This is a genomic window from Ruegeria halocynthiae (assembly GCF_900106805.1).
Lineage (GTDB): Bacteria > Pseudomonadota > Alphaproteobacteria > Rhodobacterales > Rhodobacteraceae > Ruegeria > Ruegeria halocynthiae.
The window spans coordinates 538,187-553,722 of the sequence record NZ_FNNP01000001.1 but is presented as its reverse complement, the minus strand read 5'-3'; the positions used below and the strand labels follow the sequence as shown (position 1 = coordinate 553,722).

At 57.1% G+C, this 15,536-nt stretch carries 17 protein-coding genes; 9 read left to right on the top strand and 8 right to left on the bottom strand.

What is annotated here, in order from left to right:
- The first annotated feature begins 69 nt into the window (after positions 1-69).
- The 7 genes from BLU89_RS02860 (at position 70) to BLU89_RS02825 (ending at position 7,768) form a co-directional block, all read left to right on the top strand.
- Positions 70-846, top strand: a complete 777-nt coding sequence (locus tag BLU89_RS02860) for a DNA repair protein (protein ID WP_074734297.1) — start codon at positions 70-72, stop codon at positions 844-846.
- Positions 847-967: 121 nt separating this feature from the next.
- Positions 968-2,332, top strand: a complete 1,365-nt coding sequence (radA, locus tag BLU89_RS02855) for a DNA repair protein RadA (RefSeq protein WP_074734295.1) — start codon at positions 968-970, stop codon at positions 2,330-2,332.
- Positions 2,333-2,373: 41 nt separating this feature from the next.
- Positions 2,374-2,955 (top strand): CvpA family protein, encoded by a 582-nt coding sequence (locus tag BLU89_RS02850; protein WP_074734293.1) that lies wholly within the window; start codon positions 2,374-2,376, stop codon positions 2,953-2,955.
- 308 nt (positions 2,956-3,263) lie between these two features.
- The gene (gene speB, locus BLU89_RS02845) at positions 3,264-4,232 is read left to right on the top strand and encodes an agmatinase (protein WP_074734291.1); all 969 of its coding nucleotides are present in this window, start codon (positions 3,264-3,266) and stop codon (positions 4,230-4,232) included.
- An 831-nt stretch (positions 4,233-5,063) separates the two neighbouring features.
- Positions 5,064-6,584: an amidophosphoribosyltransferase gene (purF, locus tag BLU89_RS02835; RefSeq protein WP_074734287.1), complete on the top strand. Its 1,521-nt coding sequence runs from the start codon at positions 5,064-5,066 to the stop codon at positions 6,582-6,584.
- 248 nt (positions 6,585-6,832) lie between these two features.
- On the top strand, positions 6,833-7,081 hold the full coding sequence (locus BLU89_RS02830) for a hypothetical protein (protein ID WP_074734285.1): 249 nt from the start codon (positions 6,833-6,835) through the stop codon (positions 7,079-7,081).
- A gap of 42 nt (positions 7,082-7,123) precedes the next feature.
- Positions 7,124-7,768 (top strand): SDR family NAD(P)-dependent oxidoreductase, encoded by a 645-nt coding sequence (locus tag BLU89_RS02825; RefSeq protein ID WP_074734283.1) that lies wholly within the window; start codon positions 7,124-7,126, stop codon positions 7,766-7,768.
- 62 nt (positions 7,769-7,830) lie between these two features.
- Here the strand turns inward: BLU89_RS02825 and BLU89_RS02820 are convergent, their stop codons facing one another.
- The 4 genes from BLU89_RS02820 to BLU89_RS02805 form a co-directional block, all read right to left on the bottom strand.
- The gene (locus BLU89_RS02820; protein ID WP_074734281.1) at positions 7,831-8,673 is read right to left on the bottom strand and encodes an ATP-binding protein; all 843 of its coding nucleotides are present in this window, start codon (positions 8,671-8,673) and stop codon (positions 7,831-7,833) included.
- A 115-nt stretch (positions 8,674-8,788) separates the two neighbouring features.
- Positions 8,789-9,712: a twin-arginine translocase subunit TatC gene (tatC, locus tag BLU89_RS02815; RefSeq protein WP_074734279.1), complete on the bottom strand. Its 924-nt coding sequence runs from the start codon at positions 9,710-9,712 to the stop codon at positions 8,789-8,791.
- Positions 9,709-10,167, bottom strand: a complete 459-nt coding sequence (tatB, locus tag BLU89_RS02810; protein ID WP_074734277.1) for a Sec-independent protein translocase protein TatB — start codon at positions 10,165-10,167, stop codon at positions 9,709-9,711. The genes tatC and tatB overlap by 4 nt, the downstream gene beginning before the upstream one ends.
- A gap of 6 nt (positions 10,168-10,173) precedes the next feature.
- Entirely contained in the window at positions 10,174-10,389 is a 216-nt protein-coding gene (locus BLU89_RS02805; RefSeq protein ID WP_074734275.1) for a twin-arginine translocase TatA/TatE family subunit, read from the bottom strand.
- Between the two features lie 218 nt (positions 10,390-10,607).
- Here BLU89_RS02805 and BLU89_RS02800 point away from each other — a divergent pair, with 218 nt between their 5' ends.
- Entirely contained in the window at positions 10,608-10,913 is a 306-nt protein-coding gene (locus tag BLU89_RS02800) for a hypothetical protein (protein ID WP_074734273.1), read from the top strand.
- Positions 10,914-10,934: 21 nt separating this feature from the next.
- On the top strand, positions 10,935-11,606 hold the full coding sequence (locus tag BLU89_RS02795) for a helix-turn-helix transcriptional regulator (RefSeq protein ID WP_074734271.1): 672 nt from the start codon (positions 10,935-10,937) through the stop codon (positions 11,604-11,606).
- A 63-nt stretch (positions 11,607-11,669) separates the two neighbouring features.
- Here the strand turns inward: BLU89_RS02795 and BLU89_RS02790 are convergent, their stop codons facing one another.
- The 4 genes from BLU89_RS02790 to BLU89_RS02775 form a co-directional block, all read right to left on the bottom strand.
- Entirely contained in the window at positions 11,670-12,833 is a 1,164-nt protein-coding gene (locus BLU89_RS02790; protein WP_074734269.1) for a LysM peptidoglycan-binding domain-containing M23 family metallopeptidase, read from the bottom strand.
- A 60-nt stretch (positions 12,834-12,893) separates the two neighbouring features.
- A complete protein-coding gene (locus tag BLU89_RS02785) occupies positions 12,894-13,544 on the bottom strand; it encodes a protein-L-isoaspartate(D-aspartate) O-methyltransferase (protein WP_074734267.1) in 651 nt (216 codons plus the stop codon).
- Positions 13,541-14,323 (bottom strand): 5'/3'-nucleotidase SurE, encoded by a 783-nt coding sequence (gene surE, locus BLU89_RS02780; RefSeq protein ID WP_074734265.1) that lies wholly within the window; start codon positions 14,321-14,323, stop codon positions 13,541-13,543. The genes BLU89_RS02785 and surE overlap by 4 nt, the downstream gene beginning before the upstream one ends.
- A gap of 118 nt (positions 14,324-14,441) precedes the next feature.
- The gene (locus BLU89_RS02775) at positions 14,442-15,527 is read right to left on the bottom strand and encodes an ABC transporter ATP-binding protein (protein ID WP_176797653.1); all 1,086 of its coding nucleotides are present in this window, start codon (positions 15,525-15,527) and stop codon (positions 14,442-14,444) included.
- Positions 15,528-15,536 lie beyond the last annotated feature (9 nt).

Genomic DNA, 15,536 nt, shown 5'->3' with positions numbered 1-15,536 from the left:
CTTTGAGTCTGATTATCCCTCCGCTTCGGCCCAGGTTTTGTACCCGGTTGAAGAAGGAGAACGACGATCATGGCCGCCCTCCACACGATGACTTTGCAATTTCAGAGTGCTTTTTTAAGACTGACCTTTTTCCTGATCTGCGCCGCAGCGTTGTTCGCGGTCATAGCGACTGTATTATCCGCCTTTGGTCTCCTCCCTTGGCTTTCCATGCAGGCTGGTTTCAGTGGCGGTGTCTCAATCGACGCAGGCATCTATGTTCAGACAGGGTTAACCGCCCTGGTCCTGATGCTGGCCTTCTATCTGCCTTCCAATGCCCGCATGATGGCCCTTGAGAACACCCATCGAAAGTTTTCACTGAACATGCAGGACGTAGCCGGCGCCTATCAGGTCGCCCATGCCGCTGACCGCAACGGCGCCTTTGCCTTGGCCTCTGAATTCGATGCGGTAAAGGAACGGATGGCTTTCCTGCGCGACCACCCCGATCTGCAATCGCTTGAGCCGCAGGTGCTGGAACTGGCCGCGCAGATGAGTCAGATCAGTCAGGAACTCGCTGATACGTATTCTGAGGCCAAGGTTTCCCGCGCGCGCACTTTCCTGCAGCAACGCCAGGAAGAAGTAGAGCAATTTCAGCATCGCATTGAGGAAGCCCAGGTCATCCAGCACGAGTTGCGCCAATGGACCCGCGATATCGAGATCGAGGAATCCATCGCCAAATCCCAACTCGCGCGCCTCAGGGACGAATTGTTCGACCTGCTGCCAGAACTCTCGGCACAACTGCAATCGTCCACAGATGATAAAACACCCGCCAGCGTGGTCGCCATGACCCCACCTCGGGCTGCGGAATAGGCGCGCTCAGCGCCCGCCGCAGACGATGGCCCGCAGGGCCTGAGGATTCGGCACCCCACCGGTGGTGAGGAAAGCCTGCAAGGGCTTGAAGAACCGCCCTTCCTCGGGCACCAAGGGCGACATGGCAAAAACACAATCCTTCTCCTGCTCCGCCTGCGGTGCGTCGCACACCAGATGGTCCGGCCGCTGCGATGCCTGCGGCGATTGGAATACCATCATTCAGGCTACGCCCCTTTCCTCAGGTCCAGCCAAGAAATCCCTTGGCGGCAAACGCGGACAATCCATCGTCCTCTCTGATCTGTCGACCGAAGAAACGCCCCCTCCGCGCACGCTCTGCGGTGTAGAAGAGCTTGACCGGGTTCTGGGTGGCGGCCTTGTCCCTGCCTCGGCGCTGCTGGTGGGCGGCGACCCCGGTATAGGCAAATCAACCCTTTTGCTGCAGGCTGCTGCACGCTTTGCGCGCCAAGGTGTCAAAACCATCTATGTGTCAGGCGAAGAAGCCAGCGCTCAAGTCCGTATGCGCGCGCGCCGTCTGGGGCTTGAGGATTCTCCGGTCCAACTGGCTGCCGAGACCAACCTGCGGGATATCCTCACCACTCTTGAGGTTGAAAAGCCCGGCCTCGCCATTATCGATTCGATCCAAACCATGTGGGCCGACAATGTGGACAGCGCACCGGGCTCGGTGTCACAAGTTCGCGCCGCAGCCCATGAACTGACCACCTTTGCCAAACGCCACGGCGTGTCGATCATCATGGTGGGCCATGTCACCAAAGATGGCCAGATTGCAGGTCCGCGCGTTGTCGAGCATATGGTCGACACTGTGCTCTATTTCGAAGGCGAACGCGGCCATCAGTTCCGTATCCTGCGCGCCGTAAAGAACCGCTTTGGCCCGGCTGATGAGATCGGTGTTTTTGAGATGACCGGCAAGGGTCTGGCACAGGTAACCAACCCCTCGGCCCTGTTCCTTTCGGAACGCGGCACGCCCAGTCCAGGTTCAGCAGTTTTTGCCGGCATCGAAGGCACCCGCCCCGTTCTGGTGGAATTGCAGGCATTGGTCGCGCCCTCGCCCCATTCTCAGGCCCGTCGCACAGTGGTCGGCTGGGACAGCGGGCGGCTCGCGATGATCCTCGCGGTGCTTGAGGCTCGCTGCGGCATCCCCTTTGCCGGGCTTGATGTCTATCTGAACGTAGCCGGAGGGTTGAAAATCAGCGAACCCGCCGCTGATCTTGCGGTGGCCGCTGCACTCCTTAGCGCCCGCGAAGACAAGGCGCTGCCCTCAGATACCGTAGTTTTTGGAGAAATCTCGCTATCTGGGGCACTTAGACCGGCCCCGCAGACAGAAAACAGGTTGAAAGAAGCGCAAAAACTTGGTTTCACAGCGGCAATTGCTCCGGCGGGTGGCAAAACTGGCACTGTGGCAGGTCTGACACTCACCCGACCCTCTGATTTGGTTGGGTTTGTTGGCGAAACCTTCGGAGCAGGTTAAGGTCGCGTCCCAAGGGGCAGAAAAACGAACAGGCGAGGGCCATGGAAGGTTTTACAATAATTGACGGGGTTGTCGCCCTGATCATCGTGCTGTCGGGCTTGCTGGCCTATTCGCGTGGTTTCATGCGGGAAGTTCTGGCAATTGCAGGCTGGGTCGCCGCCGCAGTACTGGCATTCATTTTCGCCCCGCAAGCCGTACCGCTGGTCAAAGAGGTTCCGGTGGTCGGAGAGTTCCTGCGCGATAGCTGCGAGCTTTCGGTTATCACGGGCTTTGCTGCCGTCTTTGCCATTGCACTTATCGTGGTCAGCATCTTCACGCCGCTGTTCTCCTCACTTGTGCAGCGCTCGGCGCTTGGCGGTCTGGATCAGGCGCTTGGGTTCTTCTTCGGCATTGCCCGCGGCATCTTGCTGGTTGCCATTGCTTTCTTCGTCTACGACACCGTGATGACCGGCCAATCCTACACCATGGTTGACGAAAGCCGCTCGGCAAAAGTCTTTGAACAATTCAGTGGCAAGATCGAAGAACAAAACCCCGAGGCTGCGCTGGGTTGGGTCACCGCTCAGTACGAAGAGCTGGTTGCAAGCTGCACCGCAGATAATGCGACGGACGCGTCCGAGGGCTGATCACGCTTTTTGAGCCCGAAAAAAAAGAAGCCCGGCGATCGGCCGGGCCCTTTTCAGCAATTGTTGCGGACCACGATAGCTGGTCTGCGACAAAGCCAATTTACGCGAAGCATATGGCTGCTATGAGCCCACTTTGACGGATGCTGCTGCATTGAACAGATGTACGGTTTTTCAAACCTTTAAGGCAAGGCGGTACGCGTGGTCATCCGTAACGACATCTGGTTGTTGAGTGCTTGTCTTTTCCTTGGGCATTAACTTAGGCTCCAATAATCAAAAGTGGTGTATTCACATTTCAACTGGAGAACAAATTGGACAGCGAAACTAGTGCCTTCGAAGTTGACGCCGCTTTCACCCGCACGAATCTTAAAGGTTCACAAATCGAGTCAAGCTACGCTGGGGCGCTTAGCTTCATGCGTCGAAAATATACCAAAGATTTGTCAGGAGTAGATGTAGCCGTAACCGGCGTCCCTTTTGATCTTTCTGTTAGCAACCGGCCTGGTACGCGGTTTGGCCCGGAAGCCATTCGCAAGGCGAGTGCTCAGCATTCCTGGGGACCGGTTTGGCCTTGGAGATTTGATCCGTTTGATACACTGGCGACAATTGATTTCGGAGACTGCGCATTCGATTGGGGAGCGCCCGGAGATATCCCTGCCTGCATCGAGCAGCATATCGCCCGGATTATTGCAAACGGAGCCTCCAGTCTGGTTCTGGGCGGAGATCACTTCACCACATACCCGACCCTGAAAGCCTTCGCGGCCAAATATGGCCCAATTGGATTGGTCCAGTTTGACGCCCATCGTGATGTAGAGCCGGACGAAGGTGGACGCATAGATCACGGCAGCATGTTCAACTACGCAGTGCGCGAAGGCCTTATTGATCCAGCCCGAACCATTCAAGTGGGTATAAGAACCTGCTTTGAAGGCGAAGAAACTTATGGCATGAAAGTCGTCTACGCGGATGAAGTTCATACGTCATCCGCCACGGGCATTGCGAACATGATCAAAGAGCGTGTCGGAGACGGCCCGTCCTACCTGACCTTTGACATTGATTGTCTAGACCCCTCGACAGCGCCGGGAACAGGAACGCCAGTTCCGGGCGGTTTGACCAGCTATCAGGCTTTGGCGATTATTCGAGAATTAAAGGGATTGGATTTTCTTGGCATGGATGTGGTGGAAGTCTCTCCGCCTTTTGATCACGCGGAAATGACGTCCAACGCTGCAGCCATGGTTGCCATAGAACTTCTTTGTCTGAAAGCCTGGGCCAAAGGTGCGCGCTGAAAGTCCACGATTGTCTAAGAACTTGCCAATAGAGGTCTTTCGGGTGGTCGCAGCGAAAGGTCAAGTTGTTGCACATACCTGAAATCACTCATTGGTCTTGGATCACCAAGGTTCCAAAATATTCTTGCGAGAGCAGAGGGTGGTCTCAATTGTAAACTTTGGGTGATTGGGACGATTAAATACCGCGCTTTACGACACGCACCCTAAAAGATCCGGCGTTCGAGCGGGCTGTATTACGTCAGTTTCATCGAAGATCAAACGAACCCTTCGCCACCGCAGATATTGCAGCGGGTGTTTTTCAATCCAAAGCATCCATCGCAGCGGCTTGAGATTGGTTTTCCATACTGGTCGCGGCTCTTGACGACCATCCCAGACCCTTTGCAGATCTCGCAGGGCGCGCGGCCTGATCCACGGCATCTATGACACCGACGCTTGACGGGCTTTTCCTTGGGATTGTTTTGCTTGTGCTGCCACATGGCCAGTTTCCATCCCAACCTATTGGGGCGCCCGGTTCAGACACCTGATCTAAAGCACAACACAGGTCGGTTCATTTGTCATCTGAAACCCGCGAGCAGTAAGTTTCTGGCCTGCGGCAAATCGCGAATGTGATCCTTTGGTGACACGCGCGGCAATAGGCAGTATGTGGGGGCCGTACCGACATGGAATCGGAGCTGCCGACCTTGCTGTATCAGTTTTATTTTGCACTGGCCGCCACGGCGCTTGTGCTCGCACTCCGTACATTCGGGCTGCAAAAAACCATTCAGATACGCAGTAACCGTCGATCCGACCTGAACGCCATCCTAAGCAAGTCATAGAAATTGGAGCCCGTGTATGTGTGGGATTTTGGGGATCGCAAGCCGGACACATGATGTGTTTGCGGAAATCTATGACGGCTTGCTGATGCTGCAGCACCGGGGCCAGGACGCCTCGGGGATCGTCACCTATAACGGCGAGTTCTTCCGTGAGAAAAAAGCCAATGGTCTGGTCAAGGATGTATTCAACCCCAGTGACGCCGATACCCTTCTGGGCAAGATCGGCATGGGTCATGTCCGCTATCCCACCGCTGGCTCACTAAGCGCAACAGAGGCACAGCCTTTCTTTGTAAACGCGCCGTACGGAATCTATCTGGTTCATAACGGCAACATCACCAATACCGAAGAACAACGCGAGAAGGTCACCGCGAAATACAGCCGTCACCTGCGTACCACCTCGGATTCCGAAGTTCTGCTGAACGTGCTAGCCGACAAGGTGGCGGATGCCATCAAGGTCAACGGCAATGCCGACCCTATCCGCAATCTGTTCGCAGGCGTGAAGATGACGATGGAGCGGGTACAAGGTGCCTATTCGGTGATCTGCCTGGTCGCCGGTGTCGGCATGTTGGCTTTCCGAGACCCGTTTGGCATCCGTCCCCTTTCAGTCGCGAAGCGCGAAGCAACGGGTGACGGCGACGATTACGCCTTTGCCTCGGAAGATGTGGCCTTTGGTATCAACGGCTTCGATAAGCTGCGTGATCTGAACCCCGGCGAGGCGATCCTGATTGATCTCGATGGCAATATGCACGAGTTCCAGGCCGTGGAAGGCAAGCTGACGCCATGCATCTTCGAATATGTCTATCTCGCGCGTCCGGATTCACTGCTGGATGGCGTGTCGGTCTACAAAACCCAGATGCGCATGGGGCAGACGCTGGCCAAGCAAATTAAGGACTCGGGTCTTGAGATCGATCGGATTATCCCCGTTCCAGACAGCGCCCGCCCGGTTGCGCTTGAGGCCGCCAAGATTACCGGCATCCCCTACCGCGAGGGTTTGGTGAAGAACCGTTACGTTGGCCGAACATTCATCATGCCAGGTCAGGCCGAGCGTCAGAAGTCAGTTCGCCGCAAACTGAATGCGGTGCCGTTGGAGTTCGATGGGCACAATGTGCTGCTGATCGACGACTCGATCGTACGTGGCAACACGATCAAGAAGATCGTCCAGATGTGTCGCGAGGCTGGGGCAAAGAAAGTCTACATCGCCAGCGCCTCGCCGCCGGTGAAATATCCCAACGTCTATGGCATCGACATGCCGACCCGTCACGAATTGGTCGCGGATGGCAAAGATATCGAAGAAATCCGCGAAGAATTGGGCGCAGATGCGCTGTTCTACCAAAAGCTCGACGACCTCATCTGGGCTGCCAAGGAAGGTAACCCCGAAATCGAAGCCTTCGATTGTTCCTGCTTTGATGGACGCTATGTAACCGGGGTGAATGAGGATTATCTGGATAGCCTCGAAAACAGCAGTCGAGTCAGCAAAAAGCGTGAGGACATGCAGGTCGTCGGCAGTTCATGGAACGCGGCCAAACTGGCCTCGGGCTGATTACTTTCTGGCAGACGAATCACCGAACCGGAACGAGGATGCGCTCACGTCCTCGTTTCCGGCAATAGGTCAGATTCCGCCTACAACCTATTGCTGAACCTATCGGTTTTGCAGTGGCTTCCCGGCGTATCACTCTGACCATTCGGGATCAGGCTCACCGGCTCTTTTTGTTTGTTGAGACCCGTGTTACCCGAGCATTTCGATCCACTCACAACACAGGGTTCGAGCGCCTAGCTTGACCGCAGATCATGGCAAATTCGACGGTAAAAAGCGCCGCGACGCAAAGCGGGGCGCTAAAGAAGAATTCGGTATCTGTCTTGGGCATTTTTGGTCCCAAGGCCGATTTACAGGCCCTCATGCGCCTGTCTTCGGGACGAGTGAAGAAAGTCAAACCTGGCAGCCGCGTCGCATCAGGCAAGGTGATTGCCATTGATGAGGATGGCATTGTGCTGCGACAAAGCGGCCAGAACCGCCGGATTGGCATTCCGGGCAGCTGATCCCGACTTGACGCCCTGCGCAGACGGGTTCAAACCCCAGCCATGACCGATCAGACTAAAATCGCCCTTGTCACCGGGGCCTCACGCGGACTGGGCGCGGCGTTGGCCGAAGCCCTGTCCCCCGATTATCATATCGTTGCCGTTGCCCGCACCCAAGGCGGGCTGGAAGAGCTGGACGATCGTATTCAAGCCAAGGGCGGTTCGGCCACTTTGGCGCCGATGGACATCGCCGATCCGAATGCGATGGCGACTCTGTGCCGGGGTATACATGACCGTTGGGGCAAGGTTGATCTTTGGCTGCATACGGCGATCCATACATCGGCCCTAACACCTGTACATTTTGCCGATCCCAAGGAATGGACCAAGGCAATCAACATCAATGCAACAGCCACATCTGTGCTGATTCCATATATCGCGCCATTGCTGGGCGAAGCCGGTCACGCTGTGTTTTTCGAAGACCCCAAGGCCGGTGAAAAGTTCTATGGCATCTATGGTGCAACCAAAGCGGCGCAGATGGCGCTGGCGCGTAGTTGGGCCATCGAGACCGAGAGGACCGGTCCGCGGGTGTCGATCGTTGAACCTGCTCCGATGCCCACTGCCGTGCGCGCCAGATTCCATCCCGGTGAAGATCGGGATGCGCTGGCCAGCACAGCAGATGAGGCTTCACGGATACTGGCGCAGCTTTAGGAATGGCCCGTTCCGGGCCATGCCTCTGGCGGAGGTATTTTTGGCCAGATGAAGCAGGCGGTTTAAGCGATATGCACGCCGTTGCGCCCGGCAAGGTCGACGAAGAATTGCCATGCAACACGGCCTGAACGGGCGCCTCGGGTGGCTTGCCATTCAATGGCCTCGGCACGCAGGATTTCTGGATCGACCTTGACGCCGTGGGCACTGCAGTAGCGGTCGATCATGGCGAGATATTCGTCTTGGTCGCAGGGGTGAAAGCCCAGCCACAAACCGAAGCGGTCCGAGAGCGAGACCTTTTCCTCAACAGCCTCAGACGGGTTTATTGCGCTGGAGCGTTCGTTTTCGATCATGTCTCGCGGCATCAGGTGACGGCGGTTCGAAGTGGCGTAGAACACCACGTTTTCGGGGCGGCCCTCGATGCCGCCATCCAGTACCGCCTTGAGCGATTTATAATGCTGGTCATCGTGACTGAACGACAGATCATCGCAGAACAGGATGAACCGATGCGGTGCCGCGCGCAGGTGGTTCAGCAGGCGCGCGACCGAACCCATATCTTCGCGCTGCAGCTCGACCAGTTTCAGGTCGGGATGTTCATCCTGCAACGTCCCGTGTACCGCCTTGACGAGGCTAGATTTCCCCATCCCCCGCGCGCCCCACAGCAGCGCGTTGTTCGCCTTGAACCCGGTCGCGAACCGGCGTGTGTTGTCCAGCAACGTATCGCGTGAGCGGTTGATCCCCACCAGCAGATCCAGATCGACGCGGTTGACCTGACTGACGGGTTCCAGTCTGTCGGGCCCGACATGCCAGACGAAAGCCGGGGCCGCGTTGAAATCGGGTGCGGCGAGCGGCGCAGGTGTCATGCGCTCTAACGCGTCTGCGATGCGGTTCAGGGCTTGATCGTCCATTGGTTTCTCCGGGGTGTTCCGACGAATTTCAACCATGTTCCGACCCACACAACAAGGGGCGCACATAAAAAAGGCGCGCCTAAACCGGACGCGCCTTAATTGATCAATTTACAGGTTACTTGGTCTCGTCGTAATCCTGCATCATGTCTGCATCAGCCTCGGCCTCTTCATCGTCATAGTAACCATCGGCGCGCAGCTGCTCTTCGCGTTTCTTTTCGACACGGGCGACCAGGAAGATCGATACTTCGTAAAGGCCATAGACCACGACAAACAGAATCAGCTGAGTGATAACGTCCGGTGGTGTCACCAAAGCAGCCAGAACCAGAATCCCGACCATCGCGTATTTGCGAACGGCCCCCAGACCTTCGGCCGAGACCAACCCTGCTTTACCCATCAACGTCAGAAGAACCGGCAACTGGAAACACAGGCCAAAGGCCAGAATGAACTTTAGCGTGATATCCAGGGATTCATTGACCTTCCCGAAGAAGGTAATTTTTACACCTTCAGTTGTTTCGGGAACGACAATAATCTCTTCCGGGACATCATTGGCTGCCGGAGCCAGCAGGTTTGCGAAGATCGAACTGACATCGGCGAACCCCAGGAAAAACTGCATCGCCAACGGTGTTACCACAAACTGCGCAAAGGCCGCCCCAAGCAAGAACATAAACGGCGACGCGACGAGGAATGGCAGAAAAGCCCCCTTCTCGGACTTGTAGAGCCCCGGAGCTACAAACCGCCACAGCTGATAAGAGATCACGGGGAATGCCAGCGCAAACCCGAAGACCATCGAGATCCGAAACAAGGTGAACAGATATTCCTGCGGAGAGGTATATTGCAGCGTCGGTGAAGGATCACCGAGTTCGCGCAAGGTTGCCTCGATCGGTTGCACCAAAAACTGGAGGATCGGTTCGGCTACTATGAAGGCAAGGACAATACCCACGATAAAGGCGAGCACCGAACGGATCAGCCGTGTGCGCAGTTCGGCCAAATGCTCGATCAGTGGGGCCGAGCTATCCTCGATCTCGTCGGTTTTAGTCATGATTTGCTTTCGGTATTCAACGCGGCTTCGGCCTCTTCCGCCTTGGCGAGCGCATCCGCGGCTTCCTTGGCCTTGCGTTCAGCAGCAGCGCGCGCTGTGGTGGCCTGAATTTTCTTGGCCTGCTCCGCGCGTTCAGCGGCCAGTTTGCCGGTCTCGCTGTCAGGATCAAACTTGGTCGGGTCGATAGACTTGGCGACATCCCGCGCCGCTTCATTGATCCCATCCATGGCAGTGCTAACCGGATTGGTTGCCGCGTTCAGGCCCTTCTTGATCTCATTGACGCCAGCCTCGTCCGCCGCTTCGTTCATCGCGGTGCTGAACTCGCGCGCCATGCCGCGCGCCTTGCCAACAAAGCGCCCGACATTGCGAAACAACACAGGCAGGTCTTTCGGCCCCACCACGATTAACGCGACAACGCCAATGACCAGAAGCTCGGTCAAGCCCAGATCAAACATCGACGCTTAGACCTTGTCTTTGTCGGTCTCGGGGGTGACGTCCTTGGCCAGCTCGGATGCGTCCTGCTCAAGTTCATCCGCGCCTTCCTTAACGCCTTTCTTGAACGAAGTGATGCCCTTGCCCACTTCCCCCATCAGCGAGCTGATCTTGCCGCGGCCAAACAGCACCAGAACCACAACTGCAATCAGCAGCAGGCCGGGAAGGCCGATATTGTTGAGCATGTCTTTTCTCCTTCTACGTCAGCGCAGCGCGCCGGGAATATGTCTGGCCCCGTGTCTACGCCCGGACATGCGTCAACAAAAGTGCGGCAGATCAATTCTGCGCACGAATTTGAGCGGATTACGCACTTTTTGCGGGCTGGCCTTTCTCAACTGACAGGTTTATGTCAGTTGGATCGACTTAGGAAGACGATATCGAAACCTGGTCAACGGAGAACCACATGACCCATGTTGCAGAAATCGTCACCTTTACCCTTGCCGATGGCACAATGCCCGAACAATTCGTTAAACTCAGCCAAGCCTCCGAGGCCTTCGTCCGCGCGGCCCCCGGCTTTGCCCATCGCCAACTGAGCCAGGGCGAGGACGGCCGCTGGACGGATTATGTCGTCTGGACGGATATGAAATCCGCAAAGGATGCAGCAGCTGCATTCATGCACCAGGATTTTGCACCCGCCCTGATTGCAGCAATCAATCCCGACAGCGCTCAGATGCGCCACGAGACCGTGCAATGGAACATGACCGCATAAATACGGTCAAGGCGGCGCCTGATGCGCCGCACTGATCGCCTGTTCGATATCATTCAAATCCTGCGCGACGGTAAACTGCACCGCGCGCAGGACATTGCCGAGCGGCTCGAGGTGTCGGTTCGCACGATCTATCGTGATATGGATACGCTGACGGCCTCGGGCGTCCCGGTCGAAGGTGAACGCGGTGTGGGGTATATGGTGCGGGAACAGATCACTCTGCCCCCGTTGAACCTGACACCCGCTGAACTCGAGGCCCTGAACCTCGGAATGGCAATTGTGGCTGAGGCCGCCGATCCCGATCTCAAATCCGCGGCCGAATCCCTTGCTGAAAAGATCGACACCGTATTGCCCACACAAGTCGTGGCCGAGGCTGACAGCTGGAAATTTGCCGTCTACCCCTTCGCCGATGCCGCACGCGGACTGGCCCACATGGCGCCGATCCGCGCCGCAATCAAATCACGCCAGAAACTGCAGCTCAGCTATCGCCGCATAGATGGCACACCGACCGAACGCACAATCCGTCCGCTACACATGGAATACTGGGGCCGCGTCTGGACCCTTACCTCTTGGTGCGAGCTGCGCGACGACTTCCGTGTCTTTCGCATCGATCTGATCGAAACCGTCACGCCCCTGCCCGAGCTTTTTGCAGACGAGCCCGGCAAAAGGCTCAGCGACTACGACCCCTACGGGTGATCCGCTCTTCATCTGGTCAAAAATACCTCCGCCGGAGGCATGGCCCGTTCAGGGCCATTCTGTTCACTTCAGGTAAGGCTCAGGATCAACCGATTCAAACCCTTTACGCACTTCAAAATGAACATATGCATTGTCGCCCCCGCGCAGTGAGGCAACCTTCTGCCCCCGCCGCACCCGGTCACCTTTCTTGACGGTGATCTTCTCGACGTTGGCGTACACAGTCAGCAAATCGTTGTTATGCTTGACCACGATGATCGGAACCTGATCCGCATCTTGGGTAATTGCTGCAACCGTTCCAGATTCGGCTGCGGTGACCGAAGCACCTGCCGCAGCTGCAATGTCGATCCCCTCATTCTTGCCTTTGGCATAGGTACGAATAATCGTTCCGTTCACCGGCATCGCCAGCGCCGAACTGCCCGAATTGGTCGGTGCTTCGGCGGTAACATCAGGCGCAGGCGCTGCTGCGGTCACCTTCTCATCCGGCAAAGGCTGCGTTGCGCTTGGTGGCGTTGGCGTTGGAGAGCCTTCTCCCGGTTGGGTAACTGCGGTCGCAGTCGCCGCAGGTGCAGCAGCACGCGGTGCGGCCTGATCCTTTACCGGGATCAGCAAATACTGGTCTTCACGCACGGTAAAATCCGACCCAAGCCCGTTCCATTCGGCCAACGACTCCACAGACACCTGATAGAGTCGCGAGATCGTATAAGCCGTCTCGCCCCGCTTTACCTTGTGTCGGATGGGTTCAGGCCCGGACGCAACTGGCGCCGGGGCTGCCGTAGGTTGCGCAGGCTGCAAGGTAGAGGTCTGAACCGAACCGGTATCGGGCGCCTGATCAATTGCCGTGCCGGCGATGGTCGCAATATCGACACCACTCGCGGTACCAACCGAACGCGGCAGGGCAAGCACTTCACCATCGCGCAACGAGTCATTGGGCTGCAATCCGTTAAACCGGGCCAGCTCGGCCACGGGCATTCCAATGCGGGCGGCCACACTGCCCACGGTGTCGCCATTGCGGGCCACGGCCACCTGATAGTTCGGATAGGTTATGACGCCGCGCGCATCTGGTGCCGGTCGGCTGGCAGTGGCTGCCAGGGCCGCATCGGTGGTGGAAAACCCCCCGACATTCCCGCGCAGGTCGTAATCGAGTGGGCCTTCGCATCCGGCCAGAATTGCCAGCATTGCAATACAACTCGCACAACGGCGCATTTCTGATTTGGAAACTGCTCTCATTTTATTGTCCTCAACACCTGCCCCTGTTCTCCGGGGTTCCGGCACCTAATGAATATACCTTTACGCCCCGTCTTTTCCCAGCCCTTCAAGCAAGGGCACAAAACGAACCGGCAACAATTCGTCGTAGTCCAGACCGGTCTCGGTGCGTGTGACCCTGATCAAGGTCTGCACCGCATCCGACTGCCCCACGGGTAACACCATGATACCGCCGATTTTCAATTGCGCCAAGAGAGGTCCCGGAGGATCTTCGGCGGCAGCGGTCACAATGATACGGTCAAACGGGGCCTGTTCCGGCAAACCAAACGATCCGTCCGTCAACATCGCCGTCACATTTGTCAGTCCCATCTCGCGGAACAACTGCCCGGTTTCGCGCACCAGCCGCTTGTGCCGTTCAACGGTGTAGACCCGGCGTGCCAGCTTGGACAGGATTGCCGCCTGATAGCCCGATCCGGTACCAATCTCCAAAACTGTATCCCGAGGGCGCACCTGCAAGGCCTGCGTCATCAGCCCCACGACTGATGGCTGACTGATCGTTTGACCGCAGGCGATCGGCAGCGGCGTATCTTCATAAGCACGTTCCGAAAACAGTCCTTTCACGAACCGCCCCCGGTCGATCTGCTCCATCGCGGCCAGAACACGCGCATCCGTCACCCCGCGCGAACGCAGTGCAAACAGGAACTGCATGGTGGTTTCTGCGCCCGGCCCGGTCATTCGATTGCCTTCAGTGCCTCAAGTGCATCATGCGCGGTCAGATCGGCCCGCATCGGCGTGACCGAGATATAACCTTCCAGATTCACCGCCGCGTCCGTGCCCGGAGCAGTCGGATTGTGCTGATAGCCGCCCTTGATCCACAGAAACCGGCGCCCCGAAGGCGAACTGTGCGGCTCGACCCCAAAATGAGTATCGCGCCGGAACCCTTGTGGAGCCACCCGTGTGCCCCGCACATCATCCGCAGGAACGGGTGGGAAATTCACATTGTAGAACAAGCGGTAATCGCCCTGCTCTTTCGGCGTCGCATCCAGAATACGACGCACCAGATCTGAACCAAATTTGCCCGCAGCTTCGAACGGATCATCCAGCCCCAGATTGCGTGGTCCGAAATACTGCGACAAGGCAATGGCGGGAACGCCCTGCAATGCCGCCTCCATCGCACCACCGATCGTACCGGAATAGAGTGTATTTTCAGCCGAGTTGTTACCCCGGTTCACCCCCGACAACACCAGATCCGGCGGAGAATCCTTCATCACGTCATGCAGTCCTGCCAGCACACAATCCGCTGGTGATCCTTCGGCGGCATAACGACGTTCACCCAGCTTGGCGACCATCATCGGGTGGGTATAGCTGATGCAATGCCCGACGCCAGACTGCTCAAAGGCAGGGGCGACAACCCATACCTCACCGTCAGGACCTGCCAATTCGGCCGCAATCGCCTCAAGAACGATCAGCCCCGGCGCATTGATGCCGTCATCATTGGTCAGAAGAATTCTCATGCCCGTTCCACACATCGTTTTGCCCTTGATAGACCCGCCTCTGCGCTGCGACAAGCAATGCGCATACGCATTCTGAGGCTTTCACGCACCACTTGGATGAAAATGCAGGGTCAGAGCATCAGGTCGGGAACACAAAGCACCGGTCACGGCGGATTGTCAGCCACATGACCCGGCCCGCTTTGGGCACAAACACATTCGGCACGGTCGCCTTCAATATAGAGCCATCGTAGTCCATGCGGAATTCAACAAGGCTTTCATTGCCCAAAAAACGCGCACGTTCGACAACACCCCGGGCCGCGACCCCGTCTGTTGGCGTGGGCGCTGGACCTTTGCCATTTCGGTCGAAATCCAATTTGACGTGCTGAGGCCGGAATACGATCTCAACATCAGTTCCATCCGGTACGCCCGGCGCCAGAAAACGGCCAAATGGTGTATGCGCTAAAGCTCCATTAACTTGCGATCTTAACACATTGACATCACTAAAAAATGCCACAGCCGCCTTGTCCGCCGGTCGAGTGTAAACGTTATAAGGCGCGCCCTGCTGAACGATCTTGCCACGCCGCATCAGGGCGATCTCATCCGCCATCCGCATGGCCTCGTCCGGCTCATGCGTGACCAGCAGAACCGCGGCGTCTTCTTCTTTGAGAACTGCCAGCGTCTCATCCCGAATACCGTCGCGTAAGCGGTTATCCAGTCCCGAGAACGGCTCATCCATCAACATGATCCGGGGACGTGGTGCCAGCGCCCGTGCCAAAGCAACCCGCTGTTGCTCACCCCCTGACAGCTGATGTGGATACCCATCGATAAATCGCATCAAATCGACCTTGGTCAACAATTCTTCGACTCGCGCGCGTTTCTGCTCTTTGTTGCCTTTCAGGCCGAACGCGACGTTATCTGCCACACTCAAGTGCGGAAACAGGGCAAAGTCTTGAAACATAAGCCCGATTTCGCGCCGTTCAGGGGGTACGCGAAACACCGTGTCACAAATCAGTTTACCGTCCACGTAAATCTCGCCCGAAGTCTGCATCTCGACCCCTGCGATCATGCGCAAAGTGGTTGACTTTCCACAGCCTGACGGCCCCAGCAGGCAGGTCACCTGCCCCGCCTGTACGGTCAAGGACACATTATCCACTACCGTCCGCCCAGCGAAGCGCGCGACCAGATTGCGGATTTCCAATCGAGGAGGAGATGTTGTCACTGTCACCGATGGACC

Excerpts from the sequence above, each read along its gene's own strand:
- purF (WP_074734287.1), top strand. The coding sequence starts at position 5,064 with ATGTGTGGGATTTTGGGGATCGCAAGCCGGACACATGATGTGTTTGCG.
- BLU89_RS02850 (WP_074734293.1), top strand. The coding sequence starts at position 2,374 with ATGGAAGGTTTTACAATAATTGACGGGGTTGTCGCCCTGATCATCGTG.
- tatB (WP_074734277.1), bottom strand. The coding sequence starts at position 10,167 with ATGTTTGATCTGGGCTTGACCGAGCTTCTGGTCATTGGCGTTGTCGCG.
- surE (WP_074734265.1), bottom strand. The coding sequence starts at position 14,323 with ATGAGAATTCTTCTGACCAATGATGACGGCATCAATGCGCCGGGGCTG.
- BLU89_RS02790 (WP_074734269.1), bottom strand. The coding sequence starts at position 12,833 with ATGAGAGCAGTTTCCAAATCAGAAATGCGCCGTTGTGCGAGTTGTATT.
- BLU89_RS02800 (WP_074734273.1), top strand. The coding sequence starts at position 10,608 with ATGACCCATGTTGCAGAAATCGTCACCTTTACCCTTGCCGATGGCACA.
- BLU89_RS02785 (WP_074734267.1), bottom strand. The coding sequence starts at position 13,544 with ATGACCGGGCCGGGCGCAGAAACCACCATGCAGTTCCTGTTTGCACTG.
- BLU89_RS02795 (WP_074734271.1), top strand. The coding sequence starts at position 10,935 with ATGCGCCGCACTGATCGCCTGTTCGATATCATTCAAATCCTGCGCGAC.
- BLU89_RS02820 (WP_074734281.1), bottom strand. The coding sequence starts at position 8,673 with ATGGACGATCAAGCCCTGAACCGCATCGCAGACGCGTTAGAGCGCATG.
- BLU89_RS02805 (WP_074734275.1), bottom strand. The coding sequence starts at position 10,389 with ATGCTCAACAATATCGGCCTTCCCGGCCTGCTGCTGATTGCAGTTGTG.
- BLU89_RS02830 (WP_074734285.1), top strand. The coding sequence starts at position 6,833 with ATGGCAAATTCGACGGTAAAAAGCGCCGCGACGCAAAGCGGGGCGCTA.
- BLU89_RS02825 (WP_074734283.1), top strand. The coding sequence starts at position 7,124 with ATGACCGATCAGACTAAAATCGCCCTTGTCACCGGGGCCTCACGCGGA.
- radA (WP_074734295.1), top strand. The coding sequence starts at position 968 with ATGGCAAAAACACAATCCTTCTCCTGCTCCGCCTGCGGTGCGTCGCAC.
- tatC (WP_074734279.1), bottom strand. The coding sequence starts at position 9,712 with ATGACTAAAACCGACGAGATCGAGGATAGCTCGGCCCCACTGATCGAG.
- BLU89_RS02860 (WP_074734297.1), top strand. The coding sequence starts at position 70 with ATGGCCGCCCTCCACACGATGACTTTGCAATTTCAGAGTGCTTTTTTA.